Below are 16,259 nucleotides of genomic sequence, written 5' to 3' on the forward strand. Positions count from 1 at the left end.
GCGAAACAGCCAGCTGGCCAATGAATGCTAGGTTTTAGATACTAGGATCTAGAAACTAGTTACTAGGTTATGGACGGGTCGGGTCGGCGGTTAATTGATCCAGCGGGAAATCACAGTCGGCGGTGGTTTCCTGGATTTCTATCACATTGCCTTCCGGGTCGCGTCCGTAAATGGATTTCACGTGGCCGACATCGATCGGGGCCGATTCGCTGAAGGTCATGCCGACGCTTTTCAGGCGTGTGTATTCGGCGTCGATGTCAGTCACATCGACGCAAAAATGCGTATAACCCTTGTCGTAGGGGTTCAGTGGCTCAGTGGAATTGGGTGCCGGCGCACTGTACTGAAACAGCTCCATATAGCAGCTGCCGGCCTTGAGCATGCAGCCCCGGGCCGCGGAGTTGGGAACATCCACTATGCGATCGATAAATTCATCATTGCTCCATTGAAACGGCTCGCCCACCAGCTCAAAGCCAAAGGCATCCCGGTAGAACTGAATCATTCGGTCCATGTCGTGAACATGGACGCCAACGTGGTGTATGCCTCTGATCATGTGATTATCCCTCCCATAGGGTTGTTATTATCTGGTGCAGCTGAACATGATGTTTCCGGTGAGAATGTTTCCGTGCCCGGCACGCGCATCAGGCTGTTTTCACAAAAGCTCGCCAAACTGCTGTAGAGCTAGTCTAACGGGGGGGATTATGGCGGATAAAGGGGCTCTCGGAGACAGGCAAGCACGTGTGCGACTGCAGTCATTTTGGCGTGTATAGGGGGGTGCCATAATGTCGGTCAGATACGGCAGTGCCCGGAGATCACGGCGTTTGTGGGTGACAGGGCCGAATAATAACGACAGACATCCTGGTGGAGAAGACGATGAGCGAACAGGTATTAGATCAGCAAATAGCACATGGTGAAGCCCGCTGCCCCGATGAGCCCACTACGCAGGATATCATCGCCAGCGATAAGGTGGGTGCGCCTGACTGGGTTCGCTCAGAGTCCTATGAGTATCTGGGGAGCGAGGACATTTCCACGGAGCGTTACTACGATCCCGAGTACGCCAAAAAAGAATACGACACCCTGTGGAAGCGCACCTGGCAGTTTGCCTGCCGCGAGGAGCACATTCCTGAGCCCGGTGATTACTACGTCTACGATCTGGGGCGTTATTCATTCATCATCACCCGGGTGTCTGAAAATGACATTCGCGCCTATTACAACGCCTGTCTGCACCGCGGCACCAAGCTGCGGGCGTCGGGTACAGAAGGTTGCACTCAGGAGTTTAAGTGTTCGTTTCACGGCTGGAGCTGGAATCTCGATGGCAGCCTGAAGCAATCCACCTGTGAGTGGGATTTCCCCCATGTGCAGGCGGACAAGTTCTCACTGCCGCAGACCCGTGTGGAAACCCTGGCCGGCTTTGTGTTCATCAATATGGATCAGAATGCGCCGTCTCTGGAAGATTATCTGGGCCCTGAATTCATGGCGCACATCAACAGCTGGGGACTGGAAAACCGCTACATTCAGTGTCATGTGTCGAAATTGATTCCAGCCAACTGGAAGTTGACCATGGAAGCCTTTATGGAGGCCTACCATGTGATCGATACCCACCCACAGGTGGCAGTCTCCAACGGCGATGCCAACTCCCAGTACGACGTTTACGGTGACCATGTGAACCGCTTTATTTCACCTCTGGGGGTGCTCAGTCCGCACCTGAAAGGCCAGTACAGCGAGCAGGACATTCTCGATCAGTTTACCGTGGGGGATGCCTCGGTGCTGGGGGATATCGACCGCACTCTGGCCGAGGGCGAAAGCGCCCGTCAACGCATGGCCGACACCATGCGGGCGATGTTTGAGCAGGCGACCAACACCGATCTGAGCAGAGTGTCCGATTCCGAATTGCTGGATTGTTTCTCTTACACCCTGTTCCCGAACACCTTTGTGTTTCCGGGGATTTCATTGCCGATGGTGTACCGCTTCCGGCCGGACCCGAAAGATCACCGCATGACCATCTATGAGGTGTTCTTCCTGCGGCCAGTGCCCAAAGACGGTGAGCGCCCGGATCCGGCCGAGCCTGTCTATCTGGACGAGGTGCAGTCCTTTACCGAGGCTGAAGGCATGGACCCCGGCTTTGGTGCCATTCTGGATCAGGACACCGAAAACCTGATTCTGCAACAGCAGGGCATTGAGGCCAGTGCCAAGCCGGGTCTGACGCTGGGCAATTATCAGGAAATCCGGGTACGTCATTTTGAAATGACGGTCGATAAATATGTCTCTGGACAGTCCGTGTCGGGTCAATAAGGAACGAATTTGAGGTTTAGGCAGTATGAATGGAGAAGAGATGATCCCGGTGACGGCCGCATTTACGCGTTTTTGTGAAGTCTCACAAGTGCCGCCCAATGGTAAAAAGGCGGCTAAGATTAACGGTGTCTGGGTATTGGTGTGCCACAGCAAGGACCGCTATTTTGCGGTCTCCAATATTTGTTCGCATCAGGTGAAGCCGCTGATCAACGGTCGGGTGCGCAATTGTGCCATTACCTGTCCGGTGCATGGGGCCAAGTTTAATCTGGAAACCGGTGAGGCTCTCAACCTGCCGGCCACCAAGCCGATTGATACCTACGAATTGCGAATAGTCGATGATTGGATCGAAGTAAAGGTATAACTAGTCACCACTGTTGTATACAATTGTCACCACTGTTGCATATAATAACTGTCTGGACTTACACCAAAGGGCTTTATCCATGATGTCGGAGAGTGATACCCAAACTTTGCGCCAGGAGGTACGTACCTGGCTGCAAGACAATGTTCCCAGCGGCTGGCGCGATGCCATGACTGGGGTGGATCAGGAATCGTTTGTACAGCTGCAGCGCGAGTGGTTCGGCAAGCTGTCCAAAGCGGGTTATGCCACACCCCATTGGCCCGAAGGCTGGCCCGGCGGAGGTCGCTCTCTGGCAGAACAAAAGGTCATTTACGAAGAAGTGGCCCGTGCCGATGCGCCGCGACTGATCATGTATTTTGTGGCTTTGTACCACGCTGCCTGTACGCTGATGGAGTGTGGTACCGAGGCCCAGAAAGAGAAATACCTGCCGGGTATCCTCAATGGTGAGATTTGGTGTCAGGGCTTCTCCGAGCCCAACGCCGGCTCTGACCTGGCTTCCCTCAAAACCCGCGCCGAGCGCCGCGGTGACAAATACATCATCAACGGTCAGAAAACCTGGTCCACCATGGCCCAGTACGCCGACCGCTGCCTGTTGCTGGCACGCACTGACAGTTCCGGTCCCCCGCAGGCGGGCCAGACCTATCTGCTGCTGGACATGAAGTCCCCTGGTGTCACGGTGGTACCGATCAATCAGATTACCGGTGACGACGAGTTTGCCGAGATCTTCTTTGATAATGTCGAAGTCCCGGTGGAAGATCTGGTCGGTGAAGAAGGCCAGGGCTGGGCAGTCGCACAGGCGACCTTGGCATCCGAGCGTGGACTGACACTGGTGGAGCTGAGCCAGCGCATGCGTTACGCACTGCCGATGCTGGCCGAGACACTGAAAGAGCGCGGTCTGTTGGAAGATACAGCGTTGCGCCGCGACCTGGGTAAAGTCATTGCCCGTGTCGATGCCTGTTGTGCCCTGGCGGATCAGTATTTATTAAAACGTATCTCCGGCGAAGAAAAGGTTGGTGATGCCTCCATGGTGAAACTCTGCTACGCGCAAACACTGCGTGAGTACACCAAACTGGGTCGTCGCATCAGCGGCTTGCAGGGTCAGTTTGATCCTGACTTTATGCGCGGTGCGACACAGGAAACGGGTAACTGGACCCTGGATTTCATGAACTCCTACAACTGGTCAATCGCCGGTGGCAGTAATGAAATTCAGCGCAACATCATTTCCGAGCGTGTCTTGGGAATGCCCCGTGAACCCAAAACCTGGAAACTGTAAGGAGGCCGCTATGAGTGAGTTGAACGAATATCTGAACGAATTGAAAGCCTCCGCCCGCCAGGTTATGGATGGCGAAGGCACCGCCGCTGAAGAAGCGACTCTCTGGCCATTGACGGTGGAACTGGGCTGGTTATTGACGGCGGTTCCCGAAGAGCTGGATGGCTTGGGACTGGGGGTGCATGGCGTCAGCATGTTGCACACCGAACTGGGTCGTGGTTTGGCCCAGGTGCCGTTTTTGGCAGCGACGCTGGCAGTGGATGCCCTTGTACAAAGCGACATTGATACTAAAGCCGAACTGATCAGTCGTTTCACCACCGGTGACGCCGTCACCGCACCCCTGGCCGATGTGTCGACGGTAACGTTAACTGACACGCTTAACGGCAAGCTCTCGGTGGTGCCGTCGGCGGATACCGCCAGCGACGTTCTGGTGTGTGTGGACGATTGTGTGGTGCTAGTGAAGCTGCATCAGGCAGGTGTCGAACTCTCTGCCCGAGGCACCTGGGACACCACCCGTCGCTTGTTTGATGTGACCTTCAGCAATGTGGTTTTGGCCAATCAGGTGGTGCTCGCGCGCGGTGACGCGGCGGTTGCAATGATTGCGCGCCTGCAAAGCCTGCGCGATTTCGCTCTGGCCGCGGATTGTGTTGGCGCTGCCGCCGGCTTGCTGGATATCACCATTGAGCACCTGAATACCCGGGAACAGTTCGGTCGACCGCTGGCCCTGTTTCAGGCTCTCAAGCATCGCTGCGCGGATATGAAAACGCTGATTGACGCCGCCGAAGCGTTGTTGGCTGACAGTCTGTCACGCATCACTGACGAACAACTGGCTGAAATCGATTCACAATTGCTGGCAAAAAAAGCCAAGCTGGTGGCTTGCTCCATGTTTGCCGATGTGTCGGAAGAAGCGCTGCAGTTGCACGGCGGTATTGGCATGGCTTCGGAGCATCCCTGTCACCTGTTCCTGAAGCGCTCCATGTTGAATGAGCACCTGGGCAGTGGCAATGGCAACTACGAGCTGGACATTGCCGATCACTTTTTGGCGCAGTTGGCTTAACGCACGCTTGGTAGTAATAGCGTTGGCTTAAAACAGCACTGCGTTAAAATAAAAATGCGCCTGAATGCAGCTGATTTCTTATTTAAGAAACAGCTGCATTCAGGAAGCACTTCCAAACTTATCCTGATTCAAAGAGTGTCAACGCAGATTGGCGAGTGGACTTTGGTTCCATCGACAGTATTTAAACCGATTTGGTTTAGATCGGCTATGATTAACAGAACATGTTCAGATAAGTTCTTGAATACGTTCTGATTAATCATTCACCTTCTGTCTCAGGATTTCCATGATTCTCGAAAACACCACCTTCGATGAACTGGACCCCGGTGCATCGTTTGAGCACCGTCGCGTCTGCACGCTGGATGACCTCTATGTGTTTGCTGCGGTGTCTGGTAACCATAACCCAATGCATCTGCCCGATGACTCCGATGAAAGTGAGCTGCCGGTCGCTTCGGGGATCTGGTGCAGTTCCCTGATCTCGGCGGTGCTGGGCAATTATTTGCCCGGTCCGGGTACGCTCTACCATTCGCAAGCGCTGAATTTTGTCGGTCGGGTGCACGCGGGGGATGAAGTGTTGATCAGAGTAACCGTGAAAACCAAGCATGCGGATGGCACGGTGACTCTGGATACTGAAGTCCGTGATCTGGCAACGGATACCCTGGTTGTCCAGGGAGAGGTTGTGGTTATTGCGCCGACGCGTAAAATCACGTTTGACGACGCCGGTCTGCCGGGGTTGGTGGTGCAGCGACACCGTCATTTCAGTGCCTTGATTCGAAAAGCAGAGCCACTTCCACCACTGGTGACAGCGGTCATTTGCCCGGAAGAAACAGAATCTCTCGAGGGTGCCTTGTTGGCAGCACGGCGCAAGATTATCACGCCGATTCTGGTGGGTAACCGCGATAAAATACTGCAGGCAGCTGCACAGTTGAATGAACACATTTCTGAATTTGAAATGGTCCACGCAGAGGGTGAAGCGGCGGCCGCGATCGCGGGTGTTGATCTGGTGACAGCGGGTAGGGCCGGGACCATCATGAAGGGGCACCTGCATACGGACATTCTGTTGCGCGCGGCCTTGCGCAAAACCGGAGGGTTGCGCCGCGGTCGTCGTTTTACCCACACGTTTGTTATGGATGTCCCGGGCGTTGCTCATCCGTTACTGGTGACCGATGCCGCGATCAATATCGCGCCCGACCTGATGACCAAGGTGGACATCGTACAAAACGCGATTGACCTCGCGATCTCCATGGGAATCGAAACTCCGAGAGTGGGTGTGCTCAGTGCGGTGGAACTGGTGAACCCGGCCATTGTTTCATCCATGGACGCCGCATTGCTCTCCAAGATGGCCGATCGTGGGCAAATTAAGGGTGGCTTGGTGGAAGGTCCACTGGCCATGGATAATGCGGTGGATCCGGTTGCGGCCAGGTCCAAAGGCATCAAATCCATGGTGGCGGGCCACGCAGAAGTGCTGGTGGTTCCCGACTTGGACGCGGGCAACATGCTGGTAAAGCAACTGACCTTTATGGCTGGCGCCGAAGCGGCGGGCGTGGTGCTCGGTGCCTCGGTGCCGATCATACTGACATCCAGAGCGGACGATGCCATGTCCCGTTTGGCCTCTTGCGCGGTGGCTGCAATTCACCAGGCGCGCCTGACCGATGACAAGCGGGGTCTGGTTTAATGCCGTCGCTGATACTGACCTTGAACGCGGGTTCATCATCGGTGAAATTTGCGCTTTTTACTTGCGGTCCGGAACCGGATCTTGTGGCCTCGGGGAAGGTTGAGCAGTTGGGACATGATGCTCAGTTATTGGCTCGCTGGGCAAATGAGCAGGTTATCGATGACTGTCGTATGACGCTGCATTCCGGGCAATTTCACGCGGTAGCGTTTGACGCTGTGTTTGATCTAATCCGACGTTGCCTGCCGGATGCGCACATCGTCGCGGTGGGGCATAGGGTGGTGCACGGAGGGATAGATTACACCCATCCGACGCTCATTGATGCGCAGGTTTTGGCAGACCTGGAGAATTTAACGCCGTTTGCGCCACTGCACGAACCTCACAATATTCGGGGTATTCGAGCTGCCGGCATGAGTTATAAGGCCGTCCCACAGATCGCCTGTTTCGACACGTCATTTCATCGCCAACACCCCTTTGTCAACGATGTGTTTGCACTGCCGCGTCGATATTACGAGCAGGGCGTGCGTCGTTACGGGTTTCACGGTTTGAGCTACGAATACATTGCCAATGCACTGGCGCAGACACTGCCTGAAGTATCGTCCGGATCTGTGATCGTGGCGCATTTGGGGAATGGGGCCTCTATGTGTGGGTTGAAGGGGGGGCAGTCAATCGCGTCAACCATGGGATTCAGTGCGCTTGATGGCTTGCCTATGGGCACCCGCTGCGGGGAAATTGACCCAGGGGTGATCCTTTACATGTTGGACAATGAGGGCCTGTCGTCCGGGCAAATCTCCAACATCCTGTATAAAGAGTCCGGTCTGCTGGGTATTTCCGGCCTTTCCAATGACATGCGTACACTGATCTCGTCGAACAGCCCAGCCGCCCGGCAAGCGGTGGATTACTTTGTCTATCGAGTCCGCTGCGAATTGGGCGGTCTGGCGGTCGCATTGGGCGGCTTGGATGCCTTAGTGTTCACGGGAGGCATTGGGGAACATCAGGCGTTAGTGCGAGAGCGAATCTGTGCACAACTGGAATGGTTGGGAGTCATCATTGATGGCTCTTTGAATGTCAAACATGCGTTTGATATCAGTGCCGAGACAAGCCCGGTGAGGGTGCTGGTCATACCAACCAATGAAGAGCTGGTCATTGCCCGTGCTGTCGCCAAGCACTTGTCAGGCTGATGAATTAAACCGCCGAATCAACGCATCGTATAACTACATATAAATCGTATAACTACATATAAATCGTATAACTACATATAAATCGTATAAGTTCGTATAAAAAGGCGAGTAAATTGATGCAAGGTTTCAATTAGGTCTCTTAGGGCATTAATGTCATTAAGCAACGCTGGAATAGAAGAAGACCTCAGTGGTCATTGAGTTGAAAAATCTGTCACACCAGCCATGACGGTAAGCTGCCATAAACATGACAGATGTTGAGCTGTGCACTCCAATCGCCAGTTTTTCAGAATCTGTTTGGTTGGCTTAAAAGACTTATCCGCCAAAGTCGTATCCACCTTGCAGAAAACATGGCCACTGTAACTCCTGCTTTTGTGTCAGTCGCGATTCCCCAAACGGATTGGCGTTAAGAGCCTCTTTACCCGGTGTTTTTCTTGCAGAGCCATCAGACCGATCTACACTAAGTCCTGTATCGCTGAATTGTGCGACCTGCGTTTAATCGGGGCGCCGATGATAACTTAAGGGACATAGTATGAAAGTTTCGATCTGGAATTTACTGTTGGCGTTATCAGCAATTGCGTTGGGACCGATGGCGTTTGCTGCAGACAAACCCAATATTGTGGTGATTTTTGGTGATGATGTCGGATACTGGAACCTGTCCGTGAATAACGCGGGTATGATGGGCTACAAGACACCGAATATTGATCGGATTGCCAAAGAGGGCATGCGCTTTACCGATTATTATGCCGAACAATCCTGTACCGCAGGTCGCGCTGCGTTCATTACCGGACAGATGCCGGTGCGCACGGGCATGACCAAGGTGGGAGCGCCCGGAGCGGAACTGGGTATCCAGAAGGAAGACCCGACCCTGGCTGAATTGTTGAAGCCACTGGGGTACGTCAGTGGCCAGTTTGGTAAAAACCATTTGGGGGACCGTGACGAGTTTTTGCCTACCAACCACGGCTTTGATGAGTTTTACGGCAACCTCTATCACCTCAATGCCGAAGAGGTACCGGAGAACCCCAATTACCCGAAGGACCCGGAGTTTCGCAAAAAATTCGGACCCCGTGGTGTGATTCACAGCACTGAAGACGGAAAAATCGAAGATACCGGCCCGCTGAACAAAAAGCGCATGGAAACGGCCGACACCGAGTTTCTGGAAGCGGCCACCACCTGGGTGGATAAACAGGTCAAAGCTGACAAGCCGTTCTTCCTGTGGTTCAACACCACCCGTATGCACTATGTCACCCATGTGCCACCCAAATGGGCGGGTAAATCAGGCCTGAATGAATACGCCGATGGCATGATGCAGCACGATTTCGAGATCGGGCAGTTGCTGGATCATCTCGACAATCTGGGCATTGCCGATAACACCATCGTGATCTACACCACCGACAACGGCCCTCACTTTAACATGTGGCCCGACGGTGGTATCACGCCGTTTCGCGGTGAGAAGAACACCAATTGGGAAGGTGGATATCGGGTGCCGTTCATGATCCGCTGGCCGGGTAAAATTAAGCCAGACTCCGTGTCCAACGAGATTGCCGCGCACAACGACTGGGTGCCTACCTTAATGGCTGCAGCTGGGGAGCCCGACATCAAGGCTAAGTTGCTTAAAGGCTATCGGGCGGCCGGCACCAACTACAACGTTTATCTGGATGGCTACAATCTTTTGCCGCATATTACCGGTAAACCGGATGCGGGTGAGTGGCCACGCAAGGAGTTCTTCTACTGGAATGACGACGGACAGTTAGTGGCCATGCGCTATGACCGCTGGAAGTTGGTGTTCAAGGAGCAAACAGCGCACACGTTCCGTGTTTGGATGGAGCCTTTTGTGAGTCTGCGCGCGCCATTAGTGTTTGATCTGCGTATGGATCCGTTCGAGCGGGCCCAGAAAAATTCCAATACATACTACGAGTGGATGGAAGCGCAGCTGCAGTGGATGGTGGTACCGTCACAGCAGATCGCTGGCAAGATGATAGAAACTTTCAAAAAGTACCCTCCACGGCAGAAACCCGCCTCGTTCAACCTGGATGAGGTGATGGAAGCCATGAGTAAGGGAGCGGGTGGTCGTTAAGACTCAATAACGGATTGGGAGTGGATCACTCACTCCTGATTGGCCAAAACTCGCAGAGATGCCCGGATTTGCATGAATTCGGGCATTTTTGTGTCTGATTTACCTTCCTGCCTGGTCGTAGATCAGTTCCGTCATCTTCCCTTAAATCTACACCTCTAAGCGCCTGCCGGCGTATATAATTACGGCGTAAAGAGTATTCGGGGCATCGCCAAACCCGCTTGCGCAAAGTGTATATAACGCCGCGTAAAGTGCGGAGACCTCGGTAGGCAAGTCGCTTACTATTTTGCCAATCAACCCGTTATCGTATGAATTTTAATAATAATTGAAAGGAGTGAGGCCACATGTCTGCTGCTGTTGAGAACGAAAATCCGGTGACTTTGGATATGAGTGATGTCGACAAGTGGGTCGGCAAACCGGTGATCTTTGCCGAGTTATGGGATCCCTGTAATGCCACCGATATTCGCCGTTGGGTGCAGGCCATGGATTACCCCAACCCGATTCACTGGAACGAAGAGTTTGCCCGTGAATCCGAATTTGGTGGCATTGTGGCACCTCAGTCATTCACAGTGGCCATGGACTACGGCCATGGTTGTCACCCGGCTTGTGTCGGGAATATCCCGGGCTCTCACCTGATTTTTGGCGGTGAAGAGTGGTGGTTTTACGGCACCCCGGTTCGCCCAGGCGACAAGCTGACCCAGAAGCGTCGTTTTGATGGCTATGACATCGCTGACACAAAATTTGCCGGCCCCACCGTCTTCTCCCGTGGTGATACGGTGCATCGCAACCAAAATGGTTCTTTGGTGGCTAAAGAGCGCTCAACGGCCATCCGTTACCTGATAGAAGAAGCCAGGAAGCGCGGTATGTACGACAAAGAGCAGCGCACGCCTAAAAAGTGGACGACCGAGGAGCTGGACGAAATCGCCCGCACCCGTATGGATTGGATCCTGTCAAACCGTGAAGGGGTTTCACCGCATTTCGAAGAAGTCCAGATTGGCGATAAATTGCGACGGCGTGTGGTAGGGCCACACTCCGTGGTGACCTTTGCACTGGAATGCCGTGCTCACCGTCAGAATATCTGGGGTACCTGGCGCTGGAATGCACCGGAAGGGGTTTACGATCCCGCCAAAGAAGATGCCGGATTTTCAGAAAACATGACCTACGATCACGAAGCCGGTCTGATTGATCCGCGTCAGAAAGACGGTCTTTATCACGGGCCGTCCAGTGGTCACATCAACCAGGATAAGGCTGAAAAAATTGGTATGGGAGGTGCCTACGGTTACGGTGCTTCCATGAGTGCCTGGTTCCACGACTACATGGCCTATTGGGCCGGTCATGAAGGCTACATCTGGCATTCGAAGTCTCAGTTCCGCATGCCAGCCTTTGAAGGGGATATAACCTACATTGACGGTGAGGTGATCGACAAAATTGAGCAGTCAGCCTATGGCATGCCAGTGGTACAGGTGAAAGTAAAGCAGACGACTCAGGATGGCGACGTCATTCTCAGTGCCATTGCTGAAATCGAACTGCCTTATTGATCAGCCCCCACTGCTGATTCGATAACCCGCTGCACAGCGTTATCCATCTTGCATAACGCTGTGCAGGATTCCTGCTGCTCTGCAGGGCCTGTGAATGCAGAGTCTGTTCAACACAAGACCAACTCAACGGTTGGCTGGCGTCAGTTTTTCAGAGCAATGTTCAAAAATAATTTTTAACTTGAGTCTATATCAACAGCCTTTGCAACAAGAGGCACAGAGACAATAATGATAAAAGCACAACCACTCTCTTTGTTCCACGCCATGCCTCTCAGTGAAGAGGAAGGCATTGGAGCACTCTCAATTCCGGGGTATCTTCGGGAAGTCACGCAACGCTACGCGGCGAGCGAAGCTGTTGTCATGCACTATGGGAAAAACTCCTCTGATGGTGCTCACACCGGCGATGTTCTGCGCTGGAGCTATCAGGATTTGTGGAACGAATCCGTTCGGGTTGCGAAAGCATTGATTGCCAATGGTGTCACTAAAGATACTCGCGTGGGTATTTTAATGACCAACCGGGCTGAATACCTAAGTGCCATGTTTGGTGCGGCCCTTGCCGGTGGCGTGTCTGTCGTATTCAGTACGTTTTCAACTCCGGATGAAATGAAGCATTTACTGAGTGTCTCGGATGTGTCGGTGTTACTGTTTGAAGACCAAGTGTTGAAAAAAGATTTTGCGGCGATGCTGACAGAACTTGAACCGGCAATTTTATCCGCAAAAGCCGGGACGATGTCTTCTGAGAATTTTCCGTTTTTAAAACGTCTGGTGTATCTGGATGGCGTGACTAAAACGGGCAATGCTGAATGCGATGTCTTTGCAATCGAAGCGATTGAATCCTGGGACTCGTTTTTACAAACTGCCGAATTGATTTCAACCGAAGTGGTAGAGGCGAGAGCGGCAAAAGTGCATCCATCGGATGCCGGCGCCCTGTTTTTTTCATCAGGTACCACCAGTCTGCCGAAGGGTATTTTACATTCTCAACAGGCGTTCACGATTCAGTATTGGCGCTGGAAACGTTTGTGGAGACTGGATCAGCCAGCGCGCAGCTGGACCGGTAATGGTTTCTTCTGGTCAGGGCCGGTATCGATTATTGTGGGGACGGCGTTATCCACCGGTGGTGCAATAATTTTGCAACCATTGTTTGATGCCGACGAAGCCTTAGCGTTAATTGAAAAAGAAAAAGTGAGCTTGATGAATGGTCGGCCCCACCAGTGGGCACGTATGCAGGCAAGTCCTCGTTGGGCACAGGCGGATCTCAGCAGTCTTCGTCAGATCACCAAGGGTGAACTGATTATGGAGCACCCTACGGTCACGTCGACGTGGGAAATGCCCAATGCGTTTGGCACCACCGAGACCATGAGTATTCTGAGTTCGTTTGTGCTGGGAGATCCGGCCAATGAAGACCCACGCAATTTCGGTGCTTTGTTACCAGGCAATATTATGAAGATTGTCGATCCTCTCATTGGAAACATTGTGCCTATGGGCGAGCGTGGTGAGGTTTGTATCAAAGGCCCGACCTTAATGAAAGGGTATCTGGGCAAATCTCCAGAAGAGACTTTTGATGAAGACGGTTATTACCGTACCGGCGATGGCGGTTATATTGATGAAAACGGCCACCTGTTTTGGGAAGGGCGCCTGAATGACATCATCAAAACCGGCGGAGCCAATGTGTCACCGGAAGAAGTTGATACGGTCATTGGAAATTATCCCGGCGTTAAGCGCTCGCAAACCGTTGGTGTACCTCACGAGACCCTCAGTGAAATGGTGGTGGCCTGTATTGTGCCGGTTGACGGTGCAACCCTGGATGAGGAAGAAATGATTGCCTTTCTCAAGCAGAAGTTGGCCAGTTTTAAAGTCCCGCGGAAAGTGTTGTTCTTTGCTGAAGACGAATTTTCTCTTACCGGTAATGAAAAAGTCAAAGCCAGCGACATTCGACAAATGGCAACAGAGCGTTTGGCGGCAGTGACGCAATAGCCTTGAATGGACAGCTGTCGAGTAAAGTGTAAGATTCGACGCAATCAAAAGCGTGTCAGAAAAAGGGAGCCAGCGAAAGCCAGCTCCCTTTTTACATTTAGGCAATCCTGTTAATTGACGGTTACAGGGTTGCCTGACCAGCTTTCTGCTTCATTAACCGCTTCGCGCATAGGGCGACAACCCAGAAACAGAAACAGCGCTGCCAGCGGGCTGCAAACGCCGATGGTGGCAGCCATCGCCATCCCCAGGTTTGAGCCGAACAGATAATCTGAAATAGCCGCTACGACAATAGGCCCCGCTGCCATACCAATCAGGCCGCCGGTGACGGCAAAGAATGCAATGCCGGTGCCGCGCAGTTGATTGGGTGTAACCAGGTTCAGGGCGGTGCTGTAGCAAGCCGGCAGGGGCGCCAGCAAAATAAGAAAGACACCAATGCCACCTAAAAACACCCAGGGGTTATCACTGGTGGTGGCTAAAATACCAATGGGTGCTGCGACGAGCAGGCAGCCTGTGTACCAGCGCAGCTGGGCATCGCGGTAACCGCGGCGGTACATCGTGTCCATGATGAAGCCACTGAGTAATTTTCCGGTGACGCCGGCAACAATTAAAGTCAATCCAAGGTTCAGGCCGATGGTGCTGGCGTCCCAGCCAAAACTTCTGCCCATGTGGGCGGGATACCACATGGCGCCACTAGTCAACACAATCGACGCAATGGCAAACCCCATATAATGGCAGGTAAAAAACTTCCAGCGAGGCCGCATGAATTTCAATAACTCTGCATAAGAGCTGAGCAGGTGTTTACGTTTGGCGGCCTCCGCAGTGCTCAATTTTCCCCGACGTACAGGTTCCGGGATGGTAAATATCAGCAGCGACATAAATGCTCCGGGAATCCCGACAATCAGGAATACGGATTGCCAGGGACGCAGTTCACCGATGTAGGGCAAGGCAATCGGATTGGAATTGCTGACCAGATCGACAATCATGCCGCCCAGCAGGTAAGCCATGCCTGAGCCAATAGTGGCTCCGATGGTGTAGACCGCCATGGCGGATGTCAGTCGATCTCTGGGGAACAGGTCGGCGAGCATGGAGTTGGCGTTGGGGTTGAGCCCCGCTTCGCCGGCTCCCACGCCCACCCGGGCAAACAGCAACTGGAAAAAATTCTGGGCCAGGCCGCAGGCGGCGGTAGCCAGGGACCAGATCGACACACTGGCAAAGATAATCCAGCGACGGCTGAAGCGATCGGCTAGCGCGCCGGCCAGCAGTCCGAAGGCTGCAAAGGTAATGGTAAAGGCTACACCCTGTAACAGGCCGAATTGCATATCCGTTAAGCCAAGGTCCCGTTTAATGGGATCTACCAACAACGCGATAATGAAACGGTCCAGAATCGACAGCCAGTACAGCAGGGATAATATGATAGTGGCTCGCCAGGCTACGGAAGGGGCAGGATAGGGGGACAGCTGGGCCGGAGACATGCCTGACATTGAATAATCCTTATGGCAGCCAGAGTGAGAGTCATCAAGAACGGATCAGCTCTGCTGCAGAACGGCGGTAGGTTTATTGTGACCGCGGTGTCTGCGACCGCGGTTATATTATCGCTAAACCTTATCATTGGACATCAGTGTTGTATATCATCGAAAGGTAAAGCTTGGTTAGGCCAATGAATGATCAGATGGCGGTGGGAGTGCGGGGTAGCTGTCAGTAGTAGCGGCCCAGGCATGGCGTTGCTTTTGTTGGGGTGGGATTGAATGCCTGAGAGAGCTGTCGAAGAGTGGGCCAGGCTTCTTTGGGGCCGCAGTCAGCGGAGCTGGCCGGAGCAACTAGACAGCTACTAGAAAGCTACTAGAAAGCAACCAGCAGCCCGTACCAGCAGTCGTAATTACTCACGACAGTATTCACTGGGTTTATTACCTTTCTGAACCGCTTCTTTGATCAGCGCAATGACCCAAAGAATGGTGTCTGATGCTCGCTCTGGCTCGAAATCCCATGCCGCAATCAAGCGTTCGAAGGACGGCAGATTCCAGAGAATATCCAGGGTGGCAGCCACAGTTTCCTGGTCCTGCTGCTGCCAGGAGGGCGTGGCGCGAATAACCGCTTGGTGCAGGGCTTCCCGTCGCTGTTGATCCATCGTTGCAAGGGTTGGGTCTTCTACCGTTTTCGGTGTCACCGCAAACGACGACTGGATTGAGAAAATACGCGCTGTCACATCGCTGAAGTTGTCCAGCTCCAGTTCCTCCAGACGAATACCGGAATCTTTGACCAGCTCTTCCATCACAGCATCACGCAGCTGACGCTCTGTCGCAAAATGTCGATAAGCGGTTCTCTCGCTGACACCGGCGCGTTTGCCGACAGCCCGGAAAGTCAGATTGTTCCAGTCCCAATCGGGAAATTCGTGCACCAGCTCCACTCCCGCCTGGATGAGGTTTTGACGGGTTTTCGCCATCTGTTGCTCTCGCAGTGGGCTATTATAGCGTCGGCGTTTTACTGTGTTTTTCGTAGCACCGGGTGCATCGAGGTCCGAGGTGCTGAGTTTATCAGGTGGCGTCATGGATAACCTTTTGTTTCACGAATCCGGGTTTTGCTTGTGGTGCATGACAATCATCCGGCAGCCCTGTGGCGGCTAATTGGATCATTGGCCGCTTAGTATAGCGAAAAGTTGAATTGATGTCAGGATGTTGACACTAATTTGAAGTGGGGGCTATTATCATTGGTGTATCGAATACCCGGCACGTCATTCAGGGCGATTCTTTTCACACGTTAAAATCCTTGTCATCAAAAGAAAGCGCTCGGTCATAGCAACCTGTTCCTGTGATTCATTCCTGATAATTAACGGGACAATTGATGAACAGGGGCTGACT

General features: G+C 53.1%; 12 protein-coding genes. 9 read left to right on the forward strand and 3 right to left on the reverse strand.

Annotated features, from left to right (window positions below):
* Positions 1-67 precede the first annotated feature (67 nt).
* Complete coding sequence (locus tag G8770_RS09075) at positions 68-550, reverse strand: VOC family protein (protein WP_167185101.1); 483 nt, start codon at positions 548-550, stop codon at positions 68-70.
* A 320-nt stretch (positions 551-870) separates the two neighbouring features.
* Here G8770_RS09075 and G8770_RS09080 point away from each other — a divergent pair, with 320 nt between their 5' ends.
* From G8770_RS09080 to G8770_RS09120, 9 genes are all read left to right on the forward strand, one after another.
* Positions 871-2,289, forward strand: coding sequence for an aromatic ring-hydroxylating oxygenase subunit alpha (locus tag G8770_RS09080; protein WP_167185104.1), 1,419 nt, complete (start codon positions 871-873; stop codon positions 2,287-2,289).
* Between the two features lie 25 nt (positions 2,290-2,314).
* Complete coding sequence (locus G8770_RS09085) at positions 2,315-2,650, forward strand: Rieske (2Fe-2S) protein (RefSeq protein ID WP_208022155.1); 336 nt, start codon at positions 2,315-2,317, stop codon at positions 2,648-2,650.
* 79 nt (positions 2,651-2,729) lie between these two features.
* Entirely contained in the window at positions 2,730-3,920 is a 1,191-nt protein-coding gene (locus G8770_RS09090; RefSeq protein ID WP_208022156.1) for an acyl-CoA dehydrogenase family protein, read from the forward strand.
* Between the two features lie 10 nt (positions 3,921-3,930).
* Entirely contained in the window at positions 3,931-4,974 is a 1,044-nt protein-coding gene (locus G8770_RS09095) for an acyl-CoA dehydrogenase family protein (RefSeq protein ID WP_167185107.1), read from the forward strand.
* A 283-nt stretch (positions 4,975-5,257) separates the two neighbouring features.
* Entirely contained in the window at positions 5,258-6,646 is a 1,389-nt protein-coding gene (locus G8770_RS09100; RefSeq protein ID WP_167185110.1) for a bifunctional enoyl-CoA hydratase/phosphate acetyltransferase, read from the forward strand.
* Complete coding sequence (locus tag G8770_RS09105) at positions 6,646-7,824, forward strand: acetate/propionate family kinase (protein ID WP_167185113.1); 1,179 nt, start codon at positions 6,646-6,648, stop codon at positions 7,822-7,824. The genes G8770_RS09100 and G8770_RS09105 overlap by 1 nt, the downstream gene beginning before the upstream one ends.
* 529 nt (positions 7,825-8,353) lie before the next feature.
* Positions 8,354-9,898 (forward strand): arylsulfatase, encoded by a 1,545-nt coding sequence (locus G8770_RS09110; protein WP_167185116.1) that lies wholly within the window; start codon positions 8,354-8,356, stop codon positions 9,896-9,898.
* A gap of 341 nt (positions 9,899-10,239) precedes the next feature.
* A complete protein-coding gene (locus G8770_RS09115; protein ID WP_167185119.1) occupies positions 10,240-11,433 on the forward strand; it encodes an FAS1-like dehydratase domain-containing protein in 1,194 nt (397 codons plus the stop codon).
* A 225-nt stretch (positions 11,434-11,658) separates the two neighbouring features.
* A complete protein-coding gene (locus G8770_RS09120; protein ID WP_167185122.1) occupies positions 11,659-13,404 on the forward strand; it encodes a class I adenylate-forming enzyme family protein in 1,746 nt (581 codons plus the stop codon).
* Positions 13,405-13,514: 110 nt separating this feature from the next.
* On the opposite strand, the gene G8770_RS09125 is transcribed toward G8770_RS09120, so the two are convergent.
* Both G8770_RS09125 and G8770_RS09130 read right to left on the reverse strand, forming a co-directional pair.
* Complete coding sequence (locus tag G8770_RS09125) at positions 13,515-14,885, reverse strand: spinster family MFS transporter (RefSeq protein ID WP_167185124.1); 1,371 nt, start codon at positions 14,883-14,885, stop codon at positions 13,515-13,517.
* 395 nt (positions 14,886-15,280) lie between these two features.
* The gene (locus tag G8770_RS09130) at positions 15,281-15,949 is read right to left on the reverse strand and encodes a TetR/AcrR family transcriptional regulator (RefSeq protein ID WP_167185127.1); all 669 of its coding nucleotides are present in this window, start codon (positions 15,947-15,949) and stop codon (positions 15,281-15,283) included.
* Positions 15,950-16,259 lie beyond the last annotated feature (310 nt).

The sequence above is a fragment of the Pseudomaricurvus hydrocarbonicus genome (genome assembly GCF_011602365.1).
GTDB lineage: Bacteria > Pseudomonadota > Gammaproteobacteria > Pseudomonadales > Cellvibrionaceae > Pseudomaricurvus > Pseudomaricurvus hydrocarbonicus.